This window comes from Alistipes sp. UBA6068 (assembly GCF_949428155.1).
Classification (GTDB): domain Bacteria; phylum Bacteroidota; class Bacteroidia; order Bacteroidales; family Rikenellaceae; genus Alistipes; species Alistipes muris.
On record NZ_CASQFS010000007.1, the window covers coordinates 129,881 to 152,105 of the forward strand.

General features: G+C 56.1%; 12 protein-coding genes and 1 tRNA gene. 11 read left to right on the forward strand and 2 right to left on the reverse strand.

Going from position 1 to position 22,225, the window contains the following annotated elements; all coding sequences use genetic code 11:
* Window positions 1-4: 4 nt before the first annotated feature.
* The 4 genes from rplJ (at window position 5) to rpoC (ending at window position 9,971) form a co-directional block, all read left to right on the forward strand.
* Window positions 5-529 (forward strand): 50S ribosomal protein L10, encoded by a 525-nt coding sequence (gene rplJ, locus QVG21_RS05840; protein WP_251214051.1) that lies wholly within the window; start codon window positions 5-7, stop codon window positions 527-529.
* 40 nt (window positions 530-569) lie between these two features.
* The gene (gene rplL, locus QVG21_RS05845) at window positions 570-947 is read left to right on the forward strand and encodes a 50S ribosomal protein L7/L12 (protein WP_251214050.1); all 378 of its coding nucleotides are present in this window, start codon (window positions 570-572) and stop codon (window positions 945-947) included.
* 869 nt (window positions 948-1,816) lie between these two features.
* Window positions 1,817-5,677 carry a DNA-directed RNA polymerase subunit beta gene (gene rpoB, locus QVG21_RS05850; protein WP_287922997.1) on the forward strand — a complete coding sequence of 1,287 codons (3,861 nt, stop codon included), beginning with the start codon at window positions 1,817-1,819 and terminating at the stop codon, window positions 5,675-5,677.
* Window positions 5,678-5,711: 34 nt separating this feature from the next.
* Window positions 5,712-9,971, forward strand: a complete 4,260-nt coding sequence (gene rpoC, locus QVG21_RS05855) for a DNA-directed RNA polymerase subunit beta' (protein ID WP_287922999.1) — start codon at window positions 5,712-5,714, stop codon at window positions 9,969-9,971.
* A gap of 157 nt (window positions 9,972-10,128) precedes the next feature.
* On the opposite strand, the gene QVG21_RS05860 is transcribed toward rpoC, so the two are convergent.
* Both QVG21_RS05860 and QVG21_RS05865 read right to left on the reverse strand, forming a co-directional pair.
* A complete protein-coding gene (locus tag QVG21_RS05860; protein WP_287923001.1) occupies window positions 10,129-11,331 on the reverse strand; it encodes an L-serine ammonia-lyase, iron-sulfur-dependent, subunit alpha in 1,203 nt (400 codons plus the stop codon).
* A 12-nt stretch (window positions 11,332-11,343) separates the two neighbouring features.
* Window positions 11,344-11,415 (reverse strand) — tRNA-Arg (locus tag QVG21_RS05865).
* Window positions 11,416-12,454: 1,039 nt separating this feature from the next.
* Here QVG21_RS05865 and QVG21_RS05870 point away from each other — a divergent pair.
* The 7 genes from QVG21_RS05870 to QVG21_RS05900 form a co-directional block, all read left to right on the forward strand.
* Window positions 12,455-14,041, forward strand: coding sequence for a DUF3575 domain-containing protein (locus QVG21_RS05870; protein WP_287923003.1), 1,587 nt, complete (start codon window positions 12,455-12,457; stop codon window positions 14,039-14,041).
* Between the two features lie 120 nt (window positions 14,042-14,161).
* Window positions 14,162-15,187 carry a DUF5119 domain-containing protein gene (locus tag QVG21_RS05875; RefSeq protein ID WP_287923005.1) on the forward strand — a complete coding sequence of 342 codons (1,026 nt, stop codon included), beginning with the start codon at window positions 14,162-14,164 and terminating at the stop codon, window positions 15,185-15,187.
* A gap of 38 nt (window positions 15,188-15,225) precedes the next feature.
* Window positions 15,226-16,158, forward strand: a complete 933-nt coding sequence (locus QVG21_RS05880) for a fimbrillin family protein (RefSeq protein ID WP_287923007.1) — start codon at window positions 15,226-15,228, stop codon at window positions 16,156-16,158.
* 73 nt (window positions 16,159-16,231) lie between these two features.
* Window positions 16,232-17,386 carry a fimbrillin family protein gene (locus tag QVG21_RS05885; RefSeq protein WP_287923009.1) on the forward strand — a complete coding sequence of 385 codons (1,155 nt, stop codon included), beginning with the start codon at window positions 16,232-16,234 and terminating at the stop codon, window positions 17,384-17,386.
* A 115-nt stretch (window positions 17,387-17,501) separates the two neighbouring features.
* Window positions 17,502-18,596 carry a hypothetical protein gene (locus tag QVG21_RS05890; RefSeq protein WP_287923011.1) on the forward strand — a complete coding sequence of 365 codons (1,095 nt, stop codon included), beginning with the start codon at window positions 17,502-17,504 and terminating at the stop codon, window positions 18,594-18,596.
* Between the two features lie 155 nt (window positions 18,597-18,751).
* Window positions 18,752-19,957 (forward strand): BF2992 family fimbrillin-A clan protein, encoded by a 1,206-nt coding sequence (locus QVG21_RS05895; RefSeq protein WP_287923013.1) that lies wholly within the window; start codon window positions 18,752-18,754, stop codon window positions 19,955-19,957.
* A 62-nt stretch (window positions 19,958-20,019) separates the two neighbouring features.
* On the forward strand, window positions 20,020-22,225 hold a 2,206-nt coding region (locus tag QVG21_RS05900), incomplete at its 3' end, for a DUF4906 domain-containing protein (protein WP_287923015.1).

A 22,225-nucleotide genomic window follows, 5' to 3' on the forward strand; every position in this document is an offset into this window, starting at 1 on the left:
AGAAATGACGAAGGAAGAAAAACTGGTTGTTATAGACAGCCTCGCCGAACAGCTCCGGACCTATCCTCACTTCTACATCACCGACATCGAAGCGCTGAACGCCGAGCAAACCGCATCGCTGCGCCGCAAGTGCTTCGAGAAAGAGATCAAGCTGGTCGTAGTGAAGAACACACTGCTGACCAAGGCTCTGGAGAAGGTGGAGAAGGCCGACGCTGAACTGGTGAAAGTATTGGAAGGCCCGACCTCGGTCATGTTCGCCAACGTAGCCAAAGCCCCTGCGGCCCTTATCAAGGAATTCCGCAAAGGCTCTGACAAACCCGTACTCAAGGCGGCGTTCGCCGAAGGGTGCGTATACGTGGGCGACAACCAGATCGACGCTCTCTGCAACATCAAGTCGAAGGAAGAACTCATCGGCGACATCATCACGCTGCTGCAGTCTCCTGCGAAGAATGTTATCTCTGCACTGCAAGCCGGTGCAGGCCAGAAGATTGCGGGCATCGTGAAGACGCTCGAATCGCGAAACAACTAATCACAACAAGTAAAAAACAAAATTTAATACGCTTACAACTATGGCAGACGTAAAGAAACTTGCTGAAGAACTGGTAAACCTCAAGGTAACCGAGGTAAACGAACTCGCACAGATCCTCAAGGAGGAATATGGCATCGAACCGGCTGCTGCCGCTGTTGCCGTTGCAGCACCCGCTGCCGGCGCCGGTGAAGCCGCTGCTGCCGAGAAGTCGACCTTCGACGTGATTCTGAAGAGCGGCGGTCAGGCCAAGCTCCAGGTAATCAAGGTAGTGAAGGACCTCGCAGGTCTCTCGCTGGGCGACGCCAAGGCACTCGTGGACGGTGCTCCCAAGGCTGTGAAAGAAGGTGTTTCCAAGGAAGAGGCTGAGCAGATCAAGAGCCAGCTCGAGGAAGCAGGTGCTGAAGTTGAGCTTAAGTAGCTTTGCTGCTTAAGATTCACACAAGATGAATCCAGGTATAGGGCTTACCGGCGTGTAGGCTCTATGCCTTTTCTTGGTCTAAAGATCGGGAGTGCCGCATGTGCTGTGCCCGGTCCGAGGAAGAAATGCTCCCGGGGCGCAATTGCGGACGCCTGCAAACGGGGGCTTCGGCGGGATAAACAGCGGGCCTGCCGGAAAGGAGCGCGCGGCGATGAGCGGCGCATGGCACCCGGGGCCGCGAGACGGGAGCCGAAAGGGAAAGGAAGAACGGCGGAGCCGAAACCGATCGGGCGGGAATCTACGAAACCAGAGGACCGGCCGGCGAGTGCGGACCGATGAAACGGAACGTGCGAAACGAACGTGTGAGATGAAACGTTGCGCGTCGAATGCTTGAATCGAACCGAAAAGATGCGGCAGCAGGTAATGACGCTGAGACGCGATTGTGGTGACGAAACAGCAGCTGACGCGACAATGGAACGGACAAGGTGCCACGTACGAAGACGCTCAACGGGTAAGAAGTGACGTATGAAAGCGCACTGACGGATGGGCGGAAACGTGAGGAAATGGTGGCACGACACACAAGCATGGCAAAGTACGATGCGACATGTGAAGTGTGAGCCTTAACCACGACGGAGTGGTAACGTAACGCATGAGCAAGACAAAGTGTGAGTACGGTTTAAGCACGATGAAGTGGTGACCAATACGCGATGCGCAAGGTAACATGCAACGCAAGTCCGGTCTACGCACACGATAGAAGTAACACGCACTATACAACGACGAAGCAACTATTCCGCAACCCTTTGTGAAAGATTGTTCTTCGGAAACGGAAACCGTCTCCGATTTACACTTCAACTAATTTGGATCATACGATGTCCACAGCTAAAACACAACAAAGAATCAGCTTCTCGACAGTGAAGAACCGGGTACCCTATCCGGATTTGCTGGAGGTACAGCTCAAATCATTCCGGGACTTTTTCCAGATGGACACCACGGCCGAAAATCGCAAGAACGAAGGCCTCTACAAGGTGTTTCAGGAAAACTTCCCCATCACGGACACCCGGAACAACTTCGTACTGGAGTTCATAGACTACTATATCGACCCGCCGCGCTACTCGATCGAAGAGTGCCTGGAACGCGGCCTTACGTACAGTGTCCCGCTGAAAGCCAAGCTGAAGCTCTATTGCACGGACGACGAACACGAAGATTTCGGCGTCGTGGTGCAGGACGTGTACTTCGGGACGATTCCTTATATGACCGAACGCGGAACGTTCGTCATCAACGGAGCGGAGCGTGTCATCGTATCGCAGCTGCACCGCTCGCCGGGCGTGTTCTTCGGCCAGAGCATGCACACGAACGGCACCAAACTCTATTCGGCGCGTATCATTCCGTTCAAAGGCTCGTGGATTGAATTCGCCACGGACATCAACAACGTGATGTACGCCTACATCGACCGCAAGAAGAAATTGCCCGTAACGACGCTGCTGCGCGCCATCGGCTATGAAGCGGACCAGCAGATTCTGGAAATCTTCGACCTGGCCGACGAAGTGAAGGTGTCGAAAGCCAATCTGAAGAAAGCCGTAGGACGCAAACTGGCCGCCCGTGTACTCTCGACGTGGGTCGAGGACTTCGTGGACGAAGATACGGGCGAAGTGGTGTCGATTGAACGAAACAACGTGATCGTGGACCGCGAGACGGTACTCGAAGAAGAACATATCGACCAAATCATCGAGAGCGGAGCCAAGACGATTCTGCTGCACAAGGAGAATCAGTCGGGCATCGACTTCTCGATTATTTACAATACGTTGCAGAAAGACCCCTGCAACTCCGAAAAGGAAGCTGTCGTGTATATCTACCGGCAGTTGCGCGCTTCGGAACCGCCCGATGAGGCGACGGCACGCGACGTAATCGAGAAACTTTTCTTCTCGGACAAACGCTACGACCTGGGCGACGTAGGCCGCTACCGCATCAACAAGAAGCTGGACCTGGACATCGACCCGGCCGTGCGGACGCTGACGCGCGAAGACATCATAGCCATCATCAAGTATCTGATTCAGTTGATCAACTCGAAAGCGGACGTGGACGACATCGACCACCTGTCGAACCGTCGTGTCCGCACGGTGGGCGAACAGCTGTCGAATCAGTTCTCGGTGGGCTTCGTACGCATGGCGCGTACCATTCGCGAACGCATGAACGTGCGCGACAACGAAGTGTTCACGCCTGTGGACCTTATCAACGCCAAGACGCTGTCGTCGGTCATCAACTCGTTCTTCGGGACCTCGCAGCTCTCGCAGTTCATGGACCAGATAAACCCGCTGGCCGAAATCACGCACAAACGCCGTCTGTCGGCCCTCGGTCCCGGCGGTCTGTCGCGCGACCGTGCGGGATTCGAGGTGCGAGACGTACACTACACGCACTACGGCCGTCTGTGCCCCATCGAATCGCCGGAAGGTCCGAACATCGGTCTGATTTCGTCGCTGTGCGTCTATGCCAAGATTTCGCCGATGGGCTTCATCGAGACGCCCTACCGCACGGTGGAAAACGGCAAGATCGACATGGACAACTCCCACATCCGTTACTACTCGGCCGAAGAGGAAGAGGGTAAGATTGTGGCGCAGTCCAATATCCCTGTCGACGACAAGGGCAATTTCCTCCAGCCGGAGCGCATCAAGGCCCGCCAGGGCGCCGATTTCCCGGTGGTGACGGCCAAGGAGGTGAACCTGATGGACGTGGCCCCCAACCAGATTGCGTCGATTGCGGCGAGCTTGATTCCGTTCCTGGAGCACGACGACGCCAACCGTGCACTGATGGGCTCGAACATGATGCGTCAGGCTGTGCCTCTGGTAACTTCGGAGGCGCCGATTGTCGGTACGGGCATCGAAAAGGAGATGATTTCCGACAGCCGCATTCAGATTGTGGCCGAGGGCGACGGCGAAGTGGTGTTTGCCGACGCGACGAAGATTCAGATCAAGTACCAGCGTTCGGAAGACGAAATACTCGCTTCGTTTGCACCGGAGGTGACGACCTACGAACTTCCGCGCTACCGTCGTACCAACCAGAATACGTCTGTCACGCTGAAACCCATTGTGCTCACGGGCGACAAGGTAAAGAAAGGACAGATTATCACGGAGGGTTACTCGACACAGCAAGGCGAGTTGGCATTGGGCCGCAACCTCAAGGTTGCATTCATGCCGTGGAAAGGTTACAACTTCGAGGATGCTATCGTGATTTCGGAGCGCATCCAGCGCGAAGACATATTCACTTCCGTGCATGTCGACGAGTATATCATGGAAGTCCGCGACACGAAACGCGGTGTCGAGGAACTGACGTCGGATATTCCCAACGTGTCGGAAGACGCCACGAAAGACTTGGACAGCAACGGTATTATCCGTGTGGGTGCCAACGTTCATCCGGGCGACATTCTAATTGGTAAAATCACGCCGAAAGGCGAAAGCGACCCGTCTCCTGAAGAAAAACTGCTTCGTGCAATCTTCGGTGACAAGGCGGGCGACGTGAAGGATGCTTCGCTCAAGGCTCAGCCGTCGCTTCACGGCGTCGTTATTGGTACAACGTTGTACAGCCGTGCCAACAAGGACAACAAGAAAGGCAAGAATGCGGAGAAAGCACAGCTTGAACAGCTCGACGAACAATTTGCAACGCAGATTGCCGAGCTGACCAAGCGGCTGACCGGGAAATTGTGGTCGCTGCTTCAGGGCAAGACCACGACGGGCATCACCGACTACTTCGGCGCGGAACTCTACCCGGCGGGTACGAAATTCACGCTGAAGATGCTGGAAGAAATTGCCCGCAAGTCGACCGACGAGAAGACGGGTGTGGTGTCGGGCTATCTGAACCTCGGCTCGTGCAAGTGGACGGGCGACGCCCGCATCGACGCGCTGATCGAGGCGACGGTGAACAACTACTCCATCGAGTGGAAGAAAGCCGACGCGGCCATCAAGCGCGAGAAGTATAACTTCACTAACGGCGACGAACTGCCGCAGACGGGCGTCATCCAGATGGCTAAAGTCTACATCGCCAAGAAGCGCAAACTGAAAGTGGGTGACAAGATGGCGGGTCGTCACGGAAACAAGGGTATTGTAGCCAAGGTGGTCCGCGACGAAGACATGCCGTTCCTGGAAGACGGAACGATTGTCGACATCTGTCTGAACCCGCTGGGCGTGCCTTCGCGAATGAACCTCGGCCAGATTTACGAAACCGTGCTCGGATGGGCCGGCCGTGAACTGGGTCTGAAGTTCGCGACGCCGATTTTCGACGGAGCCTCGCTGGACCAAATCAACGAGTACACGGCGCAGGCAGGTCTGCCGCATAGCGGCCGCACCTATCTGTACGACGGCGGCACGGGCGAAATGTTCGACCAGCCGGCGACGGTGGGCGTGATTTACATGCTCAAGCTGGGCCACATGATCGACGACAAGATGCACGCCCGTTCGATAGGCCCCTACTCGCTTATCACGCAGCAGCCGCTGGGCGGTAAGGCGCAGTTCGGCGGTCAGCGATTCGGTGAGATGGAGGTATGGGCGCTCGAAGGCTTCGGCGCCGCCAACATCCTGCAGGAGATTCTGACCATCAAGTCGGACGACGTGATGGGACGCGCCAAGGCCTACGAAGCCATCGTCAAGGGCGAGAACCTGCCCAAACCGGGAATTCCGGAGGCGATGAACGTGCTGCTGCACGAACTGCGCGGTCTGGCCCTGTCGGTCAAACTGGAGTAAGAATTTTTGGGACGATAAAAAAGAAGAAAGCAATATGTCAATGTCCAAAGACAACAAGGGCGGCAACGGGTACAACCGCATAGCCATCGGACTGGCCTCTCCGGAGGAGATTCTGGCCCAGTCGAGCGGCGAAGTGCTCAAGCCCGAGACCATCAACTACCGCACCTACAAGCCCGAGCGCGACGGTCTGTTCTGCGAACGCATCTTCGGCCCCGTGAAGGACTACGAATGCCACTGCGGAAAGTACAAGCGCATCCGCTACAAAGGCATCGTCTGCGACCGCTGCGGTGTGGAAGTGACCGAGAAGAAGGTGCGCCGCGAACGCATGGGCCATATTTCGCTGGTGGTGCCGGTGGTGCATATCTGGTATTTCCGTTCGCTCCCGTCGAAAATCGGCTACCTGCTGGGTATCCCGTCGAAGAAACTCGAAGCGATCATCTACTACGAACGCTATGTGGTCATCAACCCGGGTGCCGCTGCCGAACAGGGCATCGAACGGCTGGCGACCCTCGCGGAAAAGGAATACCTCGACGTGCTGGCGGCGCTGCCGAAAGGCAACCAGTCGCTCGACGACAGCGACCCGAACAAGTTCGTGGCGATGATGGGCGCCGAGGCGATTTACACGCTGCTGAAGCAGGTGGACCTCGACTCGATGTCTTACGCCCTGCGTCATAAGGCGTCGACCGAGACTTCGCAGCAGCGCAAGTCGGAAGCGCTGAAGTGCCTGAACGTCATCGAATCGTTCCGCGCTTCGGAGGGCAAGAACAAACCCGAATGGATGGTGCTGAGCGTCATCCCGGTCATCCCGCCCGAACTGCGCCCGCTGGTGCCGCTGGACGGCGGCCGCTTTGCGACGTCGGACCTGAACGACCTTTACCGTCGTGTCATCATCCGCAACAACCGACTGAAGCGACTGATCGAGATCAAGGCTCCGGAAGTCATCCTGCGCAACGAGAAGCGTATGTTGCAGGAAGCTGTCGACTCGCTTTTCGACAACTCGCGCAAGTCGAACGCGGTGAAGAACGAATCGAACCGTCCGCTGAAATCGCTGTCGGATTCGCTCAAGGGCAAGCAAGGCCGCTTCCGTCAGAACCTCTTGGGTAAGCGTGTGGACTACTCGGCCCGTTCGGTCATCGTCGTCGGCCCCGAGCTGAAGATGCACGAAATGGGTATCCCCAAGGATATGGCCGCCGAACTCTACAAGCCGTTCGTCATCCGCAAGCTCATCGAGCGCGGAATCGTGAAGACGGTGAAGTCGGCCAAGAAAATCATCGACCGCAAGGACCCGGTCATCTGGGGCATCCTGGAGAACGTTATCAAGGGTCACCCTGTGCTGATGAACCGTGCCCCGACGCTGCACCGACTGGGTATCCAGGCGTTCCAGCCCAAACTCATCGAGGGCAAGGCCATGCAGCTCCACCCGCTGGCATGTACGGCGTTCAACGCCGACTTCGACGGCGACCAGATGGCCGTGCACCTGCCGCTGGGCAACGCCGCCATCCTGGAGGCACAGCTGCTGATGCTGGGTTCGCACAACGTGCTGAACCCTGCGAACGGTGCGCCTATCACGGTGCCGTCGCAGGACATGGTGTTGGGTCTCTACTACATCACCAAACCCCGCAAGGGCGTGAAAGGCGAGGGCCACACGTTCTACGGTCCGGAAGAGGCGATTATCGCCTACAACGAGAAGAAAGCCGACTTGCACGCCATTGTGAAGTGCCTGGTGGACGACCTCGATGAGAACGGCAACCCCGTGCGCGTCATCAAGGAGACGACCATCGGCCGTATCCTGTTCAACCAGGTTGTGCCGCAGGAAGTGGGCTATATCAACGAGGTGCTGACGAAACGCTCGTTGCGCGACATCATTGCCGTGGTGATGAAGAAAGCCGGTGCCGACAAGGTGGCCGCGTTCCTCGACGACATCAAGAATCTCGGCTACCGCATGGCATTCCAGGGCGGTCTGTCGTTCAACCTCGATGCGGTCATCATCCCCGAAGAAAAGGAGAAGCTGGTGCAGGAGGGCTACGAACGCTCGGACGCCATCATGGAAGACTACAACATGGGTCTTATCACCAACAACGAACGATACAACCAGATTATCGACGTGTGGACCAACATCAACTCGAAGTTGACCAAGGCGGTAATCGACACGCTGGTGAAAGACGAAGACGGCTTCAATCCGGTCTACATGATGCTGGATTCGGGAGCCCGCGGCTCGAAGGAGCAGATCCGTCAGCTGAGCGGTATGCGCGGTCTGATGGCGAAACCGCAGAAATCGGGCGTCGAGGGTGGCCAGCAGGTCATCGAGAACCCGATTCTCTCGAACTTCAAGGAGGGTCTTTCGGTGCTGGAGTACTTCATTTCGACCCACGGTGCCCGCAAGGGTCTGGCCGATACCGCACTGAAGACGGCCGACGCCGGTTACCTGACGCGCCGTCTGGTCGACGTGGCACAGGACGTCATCATCAACGAAGAAGACTGCGGCACGCTGCGCGGTTTGACGGCTACGGCCATCAAGCGCAACGACGATGTGGTGCAGACGCTCTACGACCGCATCCTGGGCCGTGTGGCGCTGAACGACGTAATCCACCCGCTGACGGGCGAAGTGCTCTGCAAGGCGGGTGAGGAAATCACGGAAGCCATTGCCGAAGCCATCGAGAAATCGCCGCTGGAATCGGTCGAAATCCGTTCGGTACTTACGTGCGAAGCCCGCCGCGGTGTCTGCGCAAAGTGCTACGGACGCAACCTGGCGACGGCCCGCATGGTGCAGAAGGGCGAAGTGGTCGGCGTGATTGCGGCCCAGTCCATCGGCGAGCCGGGTACGCAGCTGACGCTCCGTACGTTCCACGTCGGTGGTGTGGCCGGAGGTACGGCTGTCGAGACCAACGTGGTGTCGAAATACGAGGGTCGTCTCGAAATCGACGAACTGCGCACGGTCAAAGGCAAGAACGCCGCAGGCGAAGCCATCAACATCGTGGTTTCGCGCCAGTCGGAATTCCGCATTGTGGATCCGAAGACCGAAATCGTACTTTACACGCACAACCTGCCCTATGGCGCCACGCTTTTCATGGCGGACGGAGCCGCGGTCAAGAAAGGCGATCTGATTTGCGAATGGGACCCCTACAACGCGGTCATCATTTCGGAGACCGAGGGCAAGGCCGTTTACGAGAGCGTATTGGAGGGTGTTACGTACCGCGACGAACGCGACGAACAGACGGGCCTGTCGGAAAAGGTGGTCATCGAATCGAAGGACAAGACCAAGAACCCGGTTATCCGGATTGTGGACAAGTCGGGCGAGGAGGTGAAGCAATACAACCTGCCGGTAGGCGCCCACGTGGTAGTGAAGGACAACGCCAAAATCAAGGCCGGCGACATCCTTATCAAGATACCGCGTGCGGTGGGCAAGTCGGGCGGCGACATCACCGGCGGTCTGCCGCGTGTGACCGAGCTCTTCGAGGCCCGCAACCCGTCGAACCCCGCCATCGTATCGGAAATCGACGGCGAAGTGACGTTCGGCAAAATCAAGCGCGGTAACCGCGAAATCGTCATCACCTCGAAAGAGGGCGAACAGAAGCGCTACCTGGTGCCGCTGTCGCGTCAGATTATCGTCCAGGAGAACGACTTCGTGAAAGCCGGCAGTCCGCTGTCGGACGGTGCGATTACGCCGACGGACATACTGAACATTCTGGGCCCGACGAAGGTGCAGGAGTACATTGTCAACGAGGTGCAGGAGGTCTACCGCATGCAGGGCGTGAAGATCAACGACAAGCATTTCGAGGTGATTGTACGCCAGATGATGTCGAAAGTGAAGATCGAAGACCCGGGAGACACCCGTTTCTTCGAGGACCAGATCATCGACAAGTGGGAGTTCATGGATGTGAACGACGAGCTCTACGACAAGGTGGTGGTCACCGACGCAGGCGATTCGACGAACCTGCAGCCGGGGCAGATTGTTTCGCTGCGCAAACTGCGCGACGAGAATTCGAGTCTCAAGCGTCGCGACCAGCGTCCGGTGCAGGTCCGCGACATTGTTCCGGCTACCTCGACGCAGGTGCTGCAAGGTATTACCCGCGCCGCACTTCAGACTTCGAGCTTCATCTCGGCGGCTTCGTTCCAGGAGACGACCAAGGTGCTCAATGAGGCGGCCATCCAGGCCAAGGTCGATCCGCTGGAGAACCTCAAGGAGAACGTAATCTGCGGTCACCTGATTCCGGGAGGAACGGGTCTGCGCGACTACGACAACTTGGTGGTCGGCTCGAAAGCCGAACTGGAAGAAATCCGGCAGGCGCAATAACCGCCACAGCCATATTGAAAACCCGTCCCTTGAAGCAAGGGACGGGTTTTTTGTGCAAGAAATACGGGGTTTATCGGGATTTTGTTGGGCTGGGAATGCGGGTGAAAGAGATTTCCCGCTGACGTTCGGAATAACGGCTTCGCCCCCCCCCGATGCGTTATTTCCGTTCGACGCGCTTGGCCAGACCTCCCTCGGCGGTTTCGCGGTAAAGGGAGGGGAGGTTGTGCCCGGTCTCGTTCATGACTTCGACGACCTTGTCGAAAGAAACGAGATGGGCGCCGTCGGAGAGTGTGGCGTAGATATTGGCGTCGAGGGCCCGGGCGGCGGCGATGGCGTTGCGCTCGATGCAAGGCACCTGCACCAGCCCGCACACGGGGTCGCACGTGAGCCCGAGGTGGTGCTCCAGCCCCATTTCGGCGGCATACTCGATTTGCGAGGGGGTGCCGCCGAAGAGTTGGCACGCAGCGGCGGCGGCCATGGCGCAGGCGACGCCCACTTCGCCTTGGCAACCGACCTCGGCGCCCGAAATCGAAGAATTGGTTTTGGCGACATTGCCGAACAACCCGGCGGTAGCCAACGCCCGCAGGATACGGATGCGGAGGAAATCGCGCGAAGTGGCCAAATGGTAGAGTACGGCGGGAACAACGCCGCTGGACCCGCAGGTGGGTGCCGTGACGACCACACCGCCCGAGGCGTTCTCCTCGGAAGTGGCGAGGGCATAGGCGTAGATTTTGGCCCGCGAGGAGAGCGAGTCGGAATAGCTTTTCGACTTGACGAAGTAAGTGGCGGCCTTGCGGGCGACCTTGAGCCCGCCGGGCAGAACGCCGTCGTTGTTGAGCCCCTGCCGGATGGTTTCGCACATGGTGGTCCAGACCGTGTCGAGGTAATCCCAGATTTCGGGACCCTCGCAGTCGTTGACGTATTCCCAATAGGTTTTGCCCTCGCGGTAGCACCACTCCTTGATTTCGGAGATGGTGGAAAGCGGGTAGACGCTTTGGGGAGGCTCCTGGCGGGTGGTTTCGTTGGCCAGCGCTCCGCCGCCGATGCTGTAAATGGTCCAGCTGTCGATGATTTCCTCGCCGCGCAGTCCCTCGAACAACATGCCGTTGGGGTGGAACGCCGGGACGATGTCGGGGCGCCAGACGATTTCGGTAGGGGCGTGGGGCGTCATCGACGCGAGGATGGCCTGGTCGGTGAGGTGGCCCCGGCCTGTGGCGGCGAGCGAACCGTAGAGCGTCACGCGGTACGATTCGGCGCCGGGGCAGCGCCGCAGAAAGAGTTCGGCGGCCTTTTTGGGCCCCATCGTATGACTGCTGGAGGGGCCGTTGCCGATTTTGAATAGTTCTCTGAGCGATTCCATGCGGGAAAGAAGTAGCCCCACCGCGACTCGAACGCGAATTTAGGGTTTAGGAAACCCTCGTTCTATCCCTTGAACTATGGAGCCTTGAAAAACGGAAGACTGCGCAAAGATAGCGCAAGCCGAGCGCAATACCAAATTTATTTGAACCTTGCGGGCACGGTGCCTGGCGGAGGGGCGGTTCCAGCTCCGGCAAAGTGTAGGCCTCCTATGCTGCACGAAAGGAGATGGGCGGGGAACATACCACGGTCGAGCGGCGGCAGGAAACGGCAGCCTGCCGTCTGCTTCAACTGTCGGATGGATGCGGCTGGAGCAAGCCGGACAAATCGGACCCGTCCCGCCCGGAGAGCTGTACAACGTAGTTTCGGCCGGAAAAAGCGGGTCCTGGAGAGGGCTGTGTGGCACGTTGTGTGCAGGTGGTGGAAGCGGCTTCGCATTCCGGAAAACCGGAAGGGCGACCCGTACCTATTTATAAGAATGTGCTTTCGGAGCAACTCCTCTTCGAGCGGAAAACTGCCTGCCGCACGGCCGGAAAAAATATTTTCGGCAGGCGGGCGAAGTCGGCCGCGATGAGCGCCTTTCTAAAGAATTCGCTATCAGAACGGCTCCGGAGGGCATTGTTGGCTTTATCGTGTCCGTTTGTGGCGGAACCGATGCTGAAAATACGATTTTCTTTGGAGAAAGTAAAAAAATATGTTAAAAATTTGTGGGGGGGGGAATTTTTTTCATATATTTGCGGCGTGAGATGTTTGTGGAAGCCTTGATTCCGGGTGTTCTGAATGGAGGATTTTATCGCTTATTCGGACATTTTTCCGAGCCGGCGAAAGGATGCCGCTTAGTGGATTGAGGTACACAAGTATCTGATACGCAGCATATAGAAGTAGACAAAGCCGGTTGCGCTTTGCTTAGACCGGAGTTGCAGCCCCGGTCGGATTGCCAACACTCGGAATTATCGGATTCGGAGCATGCAGGGCAAGGCACCGGAACGGAATGAAAGGAATTTTAGAAATAAAATAGTGGCATGGCTGTCCGGCTTTTCGCGGCGCTTGTTCAAAAGGATGGTCCCGCTGAACGAGGGCTTCCTGGCGGGGACGGCTGTGTGCTTGGGCAGTAACTAAGATAAGTTATGAAGATAGTGAATAACACTCCCAAATTTTTCCGGTGGATGCCGGTGCTGTTATGCGTCTTGTCGATGACGTCGGTCCTGCGGGCCGGCGGCGCTCCTGTGCCTCCGGGCGAAAATTCCCAGCTTTCGATCAGCGATTCGACTTATCGCCAGGTTATTACGGAGGGTTCCAAAAGTCTGAGCTGCTACCTGAATTATCCGCAGGGAAGCGCCAAGATCATTCCCGATTTCGAGAACAACTCCAGCGAGCTGCGCAAACTCGACGACTTCATCCGCCAGGTATTCCGCGACAGCCTTATCTACGTCGACTCGATTCGTCTGAGCGGCTACTGCTCCATCGAGGGTTCGTACGGCGTGAACGAACGGCTGGCCAAGACCCGTGTAATGGGTTTCAAAAACTATCTTGACAACGAATACGACCTGTCGCAGCGTTATCCCATCCGTGTCAATTGGGTGGCCGAGGACTGGGACGAACTGCTCAAGCTCGTCGAGGATTCGGACATGCCCAAGCGCGACGAAGTGATTTATCTGATTGAGAACGTAGGTGTTTTCCAGGGCCGCGAGAAACGACTGATGGACCTGGACAACGGCGTTCCTTACAGATACATGTCCAAACATTTCTTCCCGGGACTGCGCCGTGTGGAAATTACCGTGAACTACGACCTCCGCCGCATCCTTGAGGAAAAACTGCATACGAAACTTTCGCAGGAAGAATTCGAGGCCGCACTGGCCAAGGAGCGCGAGGAGGCTTTGGCCGAGGAGCGCCGTCTGGCCGAACTGGCCCGGATGGAGGAATCCGCGCGTCTGGAAGCCGAACGGCAGGCCCGCGAAGCCGAACGGCTGGAAGCTCTGCGTATAGCGCAGGAGGAAGCCCGCATCCAGGCTGAACGTGCCGCCGCTGAACAGGCCCGGTTGGAAGCAGCCAAACGGGCCGAGGAAGAAGCCCGCATCGAAGCGGCCCGCAAGGCAGCCGAAGAAGCCCGCCGCAAGAAAAAGGAGAGCCGCAAGCTCCGTCCTATCTTTGCGCTGAAAACCAACTTGGTGGCATGGGCCGGATTCGTGCCGTCGGGTGCCGCCAGCTTCAACATGACGACTTTCATGCCCAACCTCGAGGGCGAACTCTACCTTGGCAAGCGTTTCTCGCTTTCGGGTTCGGGGCTCTACTCGAACTGGGCGTATGACGGCGGCAAGAAATTCTGGGGCCTTTCGGCTTACAGCCTTGAACCGCGCATCTGGATCAAGGGCGACCGCCTGTTCCGTGGCGTCTATTTCGGTGTCTACGGCGAATTCGGCGACTTCAACAAACAGGAGGGCCGCGAAGAGGGCGTAAACACCAGCTCCAACTTTACGGGCGACTACTGGCATGCAGGCATTTCGGTAGGCTACATGTTGCCGCTGGGCAAACATTGGTGCGCCGAGCTGAGCCTGCGCGGCGGTTACCGGAGCGCCTCCTACAACAAATACACCCGCACCTTCGAGACCGACGGCATCTACAACTACGATGACGAAGCCGGCAAGAAAAATGAATTCGGACTTACGGGCGTGAGACTGAATATCGTATACCGCTTCGGCCGCGGACGGCGGTAGCGGAACACAATAAAAGGCGGCCGCGGCCCGTATATAAGGGGCGCGCGGCAAGCCGCAGAGAGCTAAAACGAGAATATCCGTTCGTCCCTGCAACGGGCCGTTAGTAGATAAAGCGTTATTATGAAAAGATTGTTTACATACATGCTGTTCGGCGCCCTGTTCTTCGCACTGGCGGCAGAGACAGGTTGCACCAAGGAAACTCTGGATCATTACAAGAACGAGGGTTTCGTGGACATCGAGCTGGCGTGGCCGGAGGGTGCCGCACCCAAGGGCACCCGGGTCCTCTTCTATCCTGTCGCTGCCGATGGCAAAGCCGTGGCTGCTGCTGAGGGGGAGCAGGTTCTTACCTATCAGAGTTTCGAGTGTCCGGCCGACGGATTCCACGGCAGAGTGCCTGTGGGTTCCTATAAGGTGCTTGTTTATAACAGCGATACGGAAAATCTGATATTGCGTGGCGAGGATGACTATGACAAGGCGACGTTCCATGTGATGACCGAATCCGAACTTGCAGCGGCCGGAAAGAATGCGGCGCGTGCCAAGGAGTGCATCACTCAGCCGAAGAATCTGTTTGTGGCCAACTGCGTCCATAATCCGGCCGACGGCCAGCGAATCGACGTGGTGACCGTTCAGTTCCGCGAACGGATAGAGGTGAAAGCCCAGCCCAAGGCATGTGTCAAGACGGTCATTCTCCGCTTCAAGGTGGAGGGCGACGATCTGATTGCGCTGGACGGCGGTACGTTCTCGGGTGTTTCGCCCTCGCACCATTGTGCGACGGCCAAGTGCGCCACGACCTCCGAAAGCGTGAACTTCCCGACCGACCGGGTTACCGACAACAGCGGCTATAATTACAAGGCCGAAATATCGGTACTCGACCTTATCAAGCCGAACAGCGGTTTCGGCACTCATACGGTCCGGCTCAACGTGGTTCCCAATGGAGGCGATCCCTATACCGTCACGGCCGACGTCACCAAGGTTGTCGACCAGTTCTTCAAGGACAACGGCGGAACCATCCCCGTGACGATACCTGTGGAAGTCGGTATCGAACTTAAGAAGATCGAGGGCGTGCTGACGGCCGAAGTGACGGATTGGATTCCGGGTACCGGAGGCGGTACGATCGGCGATCCGGTCGAAAATGAGGTCCAGTAGAGGGCTGTATGTTTGTGGAGTATAAAAAAGTTACAGATATGCTTAGAAATTCCTTGTTCGTTATCGCCTTCTGCGGGCTGCTGGCTTCCTGTTCCAGACAGGAGCTGGAACTGCGCGAGACGGACGGCGTGATCCGGCTCGGGGTCGGTAAGGTCACCAGGGCCGAAGTCCAGACGGCGACCGACCTTGGCAACAATATCGGCATCTATGGCGTACAGTTGCCCAACACGACTGCTTCGGGCTGGGGCAATGCGCTGTCGATGGACAACGTCCGGTCGACTGCGGTCGAGGCGTCGGGTGCAATCTCATGGGACGGTATCTATTATTATCCCGCCGACCCTGCGCATTACGTTAAGTTTTGTGCCTACTATCCGTATGCCGACGGCGTTCGGTTTTCTCTCGATGCTCCGGCCACCGGAAAGGCTCCGGTCCTGCGTTTCACGCTGAACGGTTCCGACGATATTCTGTACTCGGCGCCCGTGGTGGGCAGTCGTGACAATACTACTCCTCTGTCTTTGGTTTTCAGCCATGCGCTCACGCAGCTCAAGTTCGAGATTCAGGATGTGAACGAGGCGCTTACGGGCAAGACTATCGAAAATATCGTCATCCAGAATGCGAATACCGTTTCGTCGATGAATATCGAATCGGGTGTTTTCGGAGAGTGGTCGACGCCGGCCGAACTGAAAGTTCCCGGCATCGAGGGCAAGAATATCACGCTCGTCGACAAGAACCCGTTGGCTGCGGGCGATGGAATCATGTTGCAGCCCGGCTTGGCGTCGTTCAAAATCCGGCTTGAAATTGCAGGCCATGCCTATCCCGATGTGGAAATCAAGCCTACGGGAGAGCTCGCGTTTGCCGCCGGACACTCGTACAAGATTACGCTGACTTTCAACGAGAAGGTGGAGGTCTTCGCCAAGGTGGTGGTTATCCCCTGGGAGCTCGCTGGAACCGGCTCGGCCGTCATCCAATAGCAGAACGAACCTTAAAACCATATTATAGTAACACGGAAAATCATTTATTAACTTCTTTATCAATCTTTTTATTATGAAAAAACTGTTTTTCTCTCTGCTTGCCGTAGCAGCTATGGCAAGTTGCTCGAAGAGCGAATTGGCAGAGCGTCCCAACATTGACGGTGGCGACGTAGAAATTCTGGCCAAGTCGACCGCACTGAGCATCTCGACGCGTGCTCCTTTCGAGGGCAGCACCATCGACGCTGACCACAATTTGGTGGCTAAGGTTTGGGCAACCACTACGAAAGACGTTTATTCGGGTACTCTTGATGCCGATGGTAAAAATAACATCCCGACCTACAACGGCAACTTCAACGGCACTGATAAGATGGTCTTCAAAAATGAGAACCAGGTAGGTTTCCTTTCGACCACTGATGGCGGTAAGGGTAGCATGTATTTCCCCGCAGACAAGGATGATGTCTATCTGTTCGGTCTGTATCCCTACGATCTGGAGTGGACGGAGTCGACGAGCGCCGGCAAGTCTTCGGCTGTCTGCAAAATCGACGGCAAGTCGGACATCATGGTTGCTCCCCAGGCAGTGGCCAACAAGGCAAAACATCAGGCTGTTTCTCCTGCTACGCCGGAGTATCCTACCCTGGCTTTCGAGCACATGCTGACCAAACTCATCGTAAAAGTTTCGGCTGAAAATGATGCTGCTATCACCGCTTGGGGTCAGATTACGGATATTGCCTTGACGGGAGCCAATGGCGGTCTGAAGAATCAGGTTTCCATTGCTTGTACCGATAAGGTTGCTGGTCAGCCGATGAAGGGTTCCTTTACGGCTCCTGATGGCACTCCGGCTTCGTTCGATTTCTTCAAGATGGACATGACCCAGACCGATGCTTCCAAGCAGTATACTGATACGGCTTTCAAGAGCTTGGTACTTGATGACACCGCTGTTGAGCTGACGGAAACCGCTACCAATGTCGCCTATGTGCTGGTTGCTCCTCTGACCGCTGATTTGGTTAATACTGATACGGACTTCACGCTGCAGGTTAAGACGACGAACCATACGACGGCTTATACGGTTAATATCAACTTGTTGGATGCTACCAGCGCAGCTTACGCTCAGTCTACGCAGGGTAAGTACTTCGAGATCACGCTGACTTTCAAGGCTACCAAGATTCAGGCTCAAGCTACCGTTGCCGCATGGGAGAACGGCGGTAACGGCGGTGCCGACATCCAGTAGTTCTGCTTTCCGTTCCGCGAGACGCACTTAGTGCTTCGGAACGTGTATACAGGCTGTAAGGGGTTGAATGTCCCCTTACAGTCACCAAGGAAATAACTCAATAAAGTATATGACAATGAAAACGTTTGTTAGACAAGCCGTTCTTTCGGCGATGGGTCTTTCGGCCATGGCGTTGGCCGGTTGTTCCAAGGCCAGCTTGGACACGCCCGTTGCGCCTGTCGGCGAGAGGGTCGAAATCACCCTCGGTGCCGAAGTGGCTTCTACCGCTAAGGTCAAGGCCGGGCTTTCGCGTGGCGTCGTCGACAAGGGTTCCGCAGGTCCGTTGTTCGTTAGCTTCGCGCGTATCGACCAGGACGAGGCTACGGGTAAGTATCCCGCCGATTATTCGGACGTCGATTCGGCTTTCGTCGCTTCGTGGAAGGGTACTTTGGCGTCGGCCGACGGTAGTGCTACCGCTATCAAGTTCTACGACCCCAAGTTCTATCTTTCGCGTGCGTCCAACAACAGCACCAAGTTGGTCGGTTGGTATCCGCAGACTGCTTTCAAGAGCGGCTCGAACGGCGTGATCGAGATTGCTGTCAACGGCTCGAACGACATCATGTTGACCGAGGAGTTGGAAGGTAGCAAGGACAAGCGTTTCGGTACTTACGTGAGCGATGGAGACGCCGGCAACCGGATTTTCCACTTCAGCCATCAGCTCACCCAGTTGCGGTTTTTCGCCTATGGCGTCGACGCCGCTGCACCTGGGGTTTGGGGTAAAATCAAGTCCATCAAGCTCAAGGAGCAGTTGCCCACGTGTGAGATTACGTTGCCCGCCACGGTCGCTTTCACCGGTACGGCCGCCCATTTGGCTTTGGTCAAGAAAAAGGCTTCCGGCGATGCCAATATTGATTACGGTACCGATGGCTTGGAGTTTTCGTTCGATTCGTCGGTTGCCGCCGATGGGGACGAGCAGGCCAATCGTGAAAAGAGCGCTACGGAGTGCGGTTATGCCATGGTCGCTCCTATCGCCACGGGTGGTAAGCTCACGTTGATTATCGAGACCGAGAAAGGCGGCGAGCGCGACGATATCGCAGTTTCCTTGCCTGCCGATGGGTTCAAGGCTGGTTTCGTTTATAATATCTACCTGCGTTTCTCGGCTATTACCATCGGGCCCGAGGCTTACGTCAGCAAATGGGAGACTGGCGGTAACGTCGATATCGAAATGTAATACTGCCCGTTCGGCCGGGCGCGTAGCTTCACACGGCGTGTTTCGTGTCTTCCCCCGGGTTCCTGCCTTGCGGTTCGGGCTCGGTGCGGGAGGGAGCAGGTCGCGTACGGGTCGGCCGACGGTGTTTCGTTCATGTTTTTGTAGTTTTTGAGATTATGAAAAAAGCGTTATTCATCTTGTTGTTGGCAGCAGCGACCGGATGCCATAAGAAAAGCGAGTTCGTCGCGCCCGAGCCCGAGGGCGACCGGGTTGCGGTAGGATTCGCTTTGGGCGGGGTTTCTGTTTCCGCCAAGCCCGCGTCCAGGGCCGATGCGCCTGCCGCCGAGGAGTTGGCCGTCGGTACGACGGTCCGCGTCTTGGCTTTCCAGCGGGCTGCGGGGGCTGTTTCGGCCGATATTACTGCCGATAAGTTTGTCGCCGAGGCTACCTATGTCGTCGTCGAGAACACGAAAGACGACGGTACCAAGGTGCGGGTCTTGGAGGCTTGCAATGTCAATCCCGCTACGGGGGCTGTCGACAATGCCAATACGGCTGATCCCGCTCAGATTCGTCTGCGGGCCGACAAGTACGATTTCTATGCACTCACGCCCGCTACGGCCATCGCGTCGCCTTGGGAGGTTTCTGTCAACCACGGTGTCGACCACGCATCATCTTGCACCGACGGTGTGGATGGTACGGGCATCGCTGTTGCGCCCAATGTTTCCGGCGCGGCTCCGGTCTATACGCAGTCCGTCGAGCTCGATATGTTGGAGCGCAAGTGCAGCCAGGTCAGTTTCTCTGTCGACCGTAAGTCGGAGAATGTCAAAAAGGTGGTGATTAAGTCGGTGAAGCTCACCGAGATTGCCCCGGAGCCTGCTGTCGCTAAACTTTGCGAAGCGTTGCCGCTTCCCGCTGTCAACAACGGTTCTTTCGAGATGAAAGGCACTATTTTCAGTGCTGTCGACGGAAAGGATTATCAGTTTGCCGGTAAGGAGGAGGTTTTGCCTAAAAGCAAGGCTAAGTTCGGTCTCTCCATGACCGTCGAGTTCAACGATTCGGGTAAGGAGACCATCTTGGATGCTCCGGTTGAAGCTATGCCTGAATGGGCGTTCGAGCCTAATTTGCAGTATTGCTTCGTCCTTACGTTGAAAGGCGGTGCTTTCGTTCTTTCATTGGAAGTTTTGCCTTGGGACACTGAGTGGAAAAGCGACCTCGAAATCGGCGGTTGGCCGCGTGTTCCCGTCGAACTCGGAGATTGGGCGGTCGATTATTGGTCGGATCCAACTTTGGGTGCAGGCGTTTATCCCGTCTTCGGTGATGGTTCCGGCAATGCGTGGACCGCAAATCCCGATTTGGATATGACAATCGGCGGTAAAAATTGATTCCCGTTCGATTGTGTAGATTAGAAGTCAGAAGTTCAAAGAATTATTAAATACAAATGATTATGAAAGGTTTGAAAAAAATCATGTCGTTTGTCCTTGTCGGGGCTTTGTTTGCGGCTTGCAGCAAGGACATCGAGACGGTCGAGCCGAGCGCTCCTTCTACCGGGGGCGAGTTGGTGCCGACTACGTTGAGTATCTCTGTTCCTTCGATGAACAGCCCGGTTGTTTCTCTCGTTCCTCGTACGGAGAGCGTTCGGATGCGGGGCGAGGAAGCTGTGTCGCTTTCGTCCGGCGATGATTCGATTACGCGTGCCGGCGACACTTCGGCTACGGATGCTGAGAAAGCCGTCAAGAATCTTTGGATTCTCCAGTTCGACAACAGCAACGGTAAGTTGATGTTCAAGGAAGTTGTTGAAAATGTAACTTTGACCGATTCCAAAGCTTCGTTGGCCGTTGCTTTGGAGGCTTCCGACAATTGTACGGTCTACGCCATCGCCAACGTGGGCAAGAACAAGTTCGACAGCGCCGAGAAAGATAAGTATCTGCTTTCTGCGTTGGAAGCCGATGGCTTCGGTGTCGGTACCAGCTTCGACATTAAGAATGGTCTGCCGATGAGCGCTAAGTGGACGGGGCAGACCAAGGACCCCTCGGCTTATGACGAACAGCATCCCGCTCCGACGTTCAAGATGGAGCGTATGGTAGCCAAGGTTACGTTTACTTGTAAGTTCGCTCCCGAAATATCCACCCATAAGTTTACGTTGGAGTCGATTCAGTTGTGTTCTGTGCCTGAGAGCGCTGCTTACAAGGCTCCGAAAGACGATGCTACGGGTATTCCCGACGCTACTAAGGCTAAGTTCATCGACTATACGATTGAAAATCCCGCTTCGCTCGATAATGCCTATACATGGTATATGCCCGAAAACTTGCGGGGTAAGGGTTTGAACAGCTCGTCGGGTGCCACTGCCGCTGGCAAGGGTGAAGACAAGGCTCCTGCACATAGTACTTATGTCGAGGTCAAGGGTAAGTATAACAACGGTTCGGAGACTTCCGACATCACGTTCCGGATTTTCCCCGGTGCGGACGACAAGAACGATTTCAACATTGCGCGTAATTGCAAGTATACGATGACGGCTACTATCGTCGGTAACAGCGAGAACGATTCGCGCGTGGTCATCGCCGTCGATTTGAGCCGGAATCCGTTCGATCAGAGCGAGGAAACCGCCAATTCTTATATGGTGTCGAAGGCTGGTTGCACATACAAGTTCAAGGCTACGGTCATGGGTAACGGTGCTACTACTCCGGCAAGTAGCATCAGTGGTCAGAATGCTCCCGCCATCACTCCGTCGGCTTTGAATCCTCAGTCGGTCAAGGTGTTGTGGGAGACTAACGGTGAAGGCAAGATTATCAAGGACGTTCAGTTGAAGAACGGTTGGGTTTACTTCACCACCGCAGGTGAGAAGTCGGGTTCCATTACCGAGGGCAATGCTGTCATCGCAGTTTATAGTTCGGCGACTGCCGGAGACCATATGAATGTACTTTGGAGTTGGCATATTTGGTCGACGGCTTATGATCCTATGGCAGTAGGAGGAACCCATACGCATAAGACGAGAGCGATTAGTAGCAATTCTTCTTATAACAATGTACCTCAGCGGTCCGTTGCTGTGATGACCCGCAACCTCGGTGCTGCTAACAATACTCAGGGTAATGTCGGTTCGTTCGGTCTGTTGTATCAGTGGGGCCGTAAGGACCCGTTCGTAGGTTCGGATAAAACTACGGCGAACAATACTACATTCGTGACTACTTATCCGAATAGCTGGCCTATCGTGGCTTCTTCTGCGACTACAAGCGGTACGGGTGCCACCCCCCAGGACAAGTCGATTGATTATGCAGTCAAGCATCCGACTACGTTCATTACGCAGATCAATACGACTACGTATGATTGGTTGAATGCACCTGCCATTACCAATCAGCGTGATAACCTTTGGGGGAATCCGAATAAGACGGCTAAAACGCCTAATCCCGAACAGGGTGCCAAGTCGATTTACGATCCGTGTCCTGTAGGATGGCGTGTTGCTCCGCAGGATACTTGGACCATGTTCTCCAAGACGGGTATCAATACGTCTACTTCGGGCGAGTTCAACGTTTCTGGTGGTTTCAATATCGGTTGGAATTTTTACTATGAGGGCACCGCTACGGGTTCCACGGTATATTACCCTGCTGCGGGCTTCCGCAACCGTGAGACGGGAGCCTTGGGCGGCATCGGCGTCG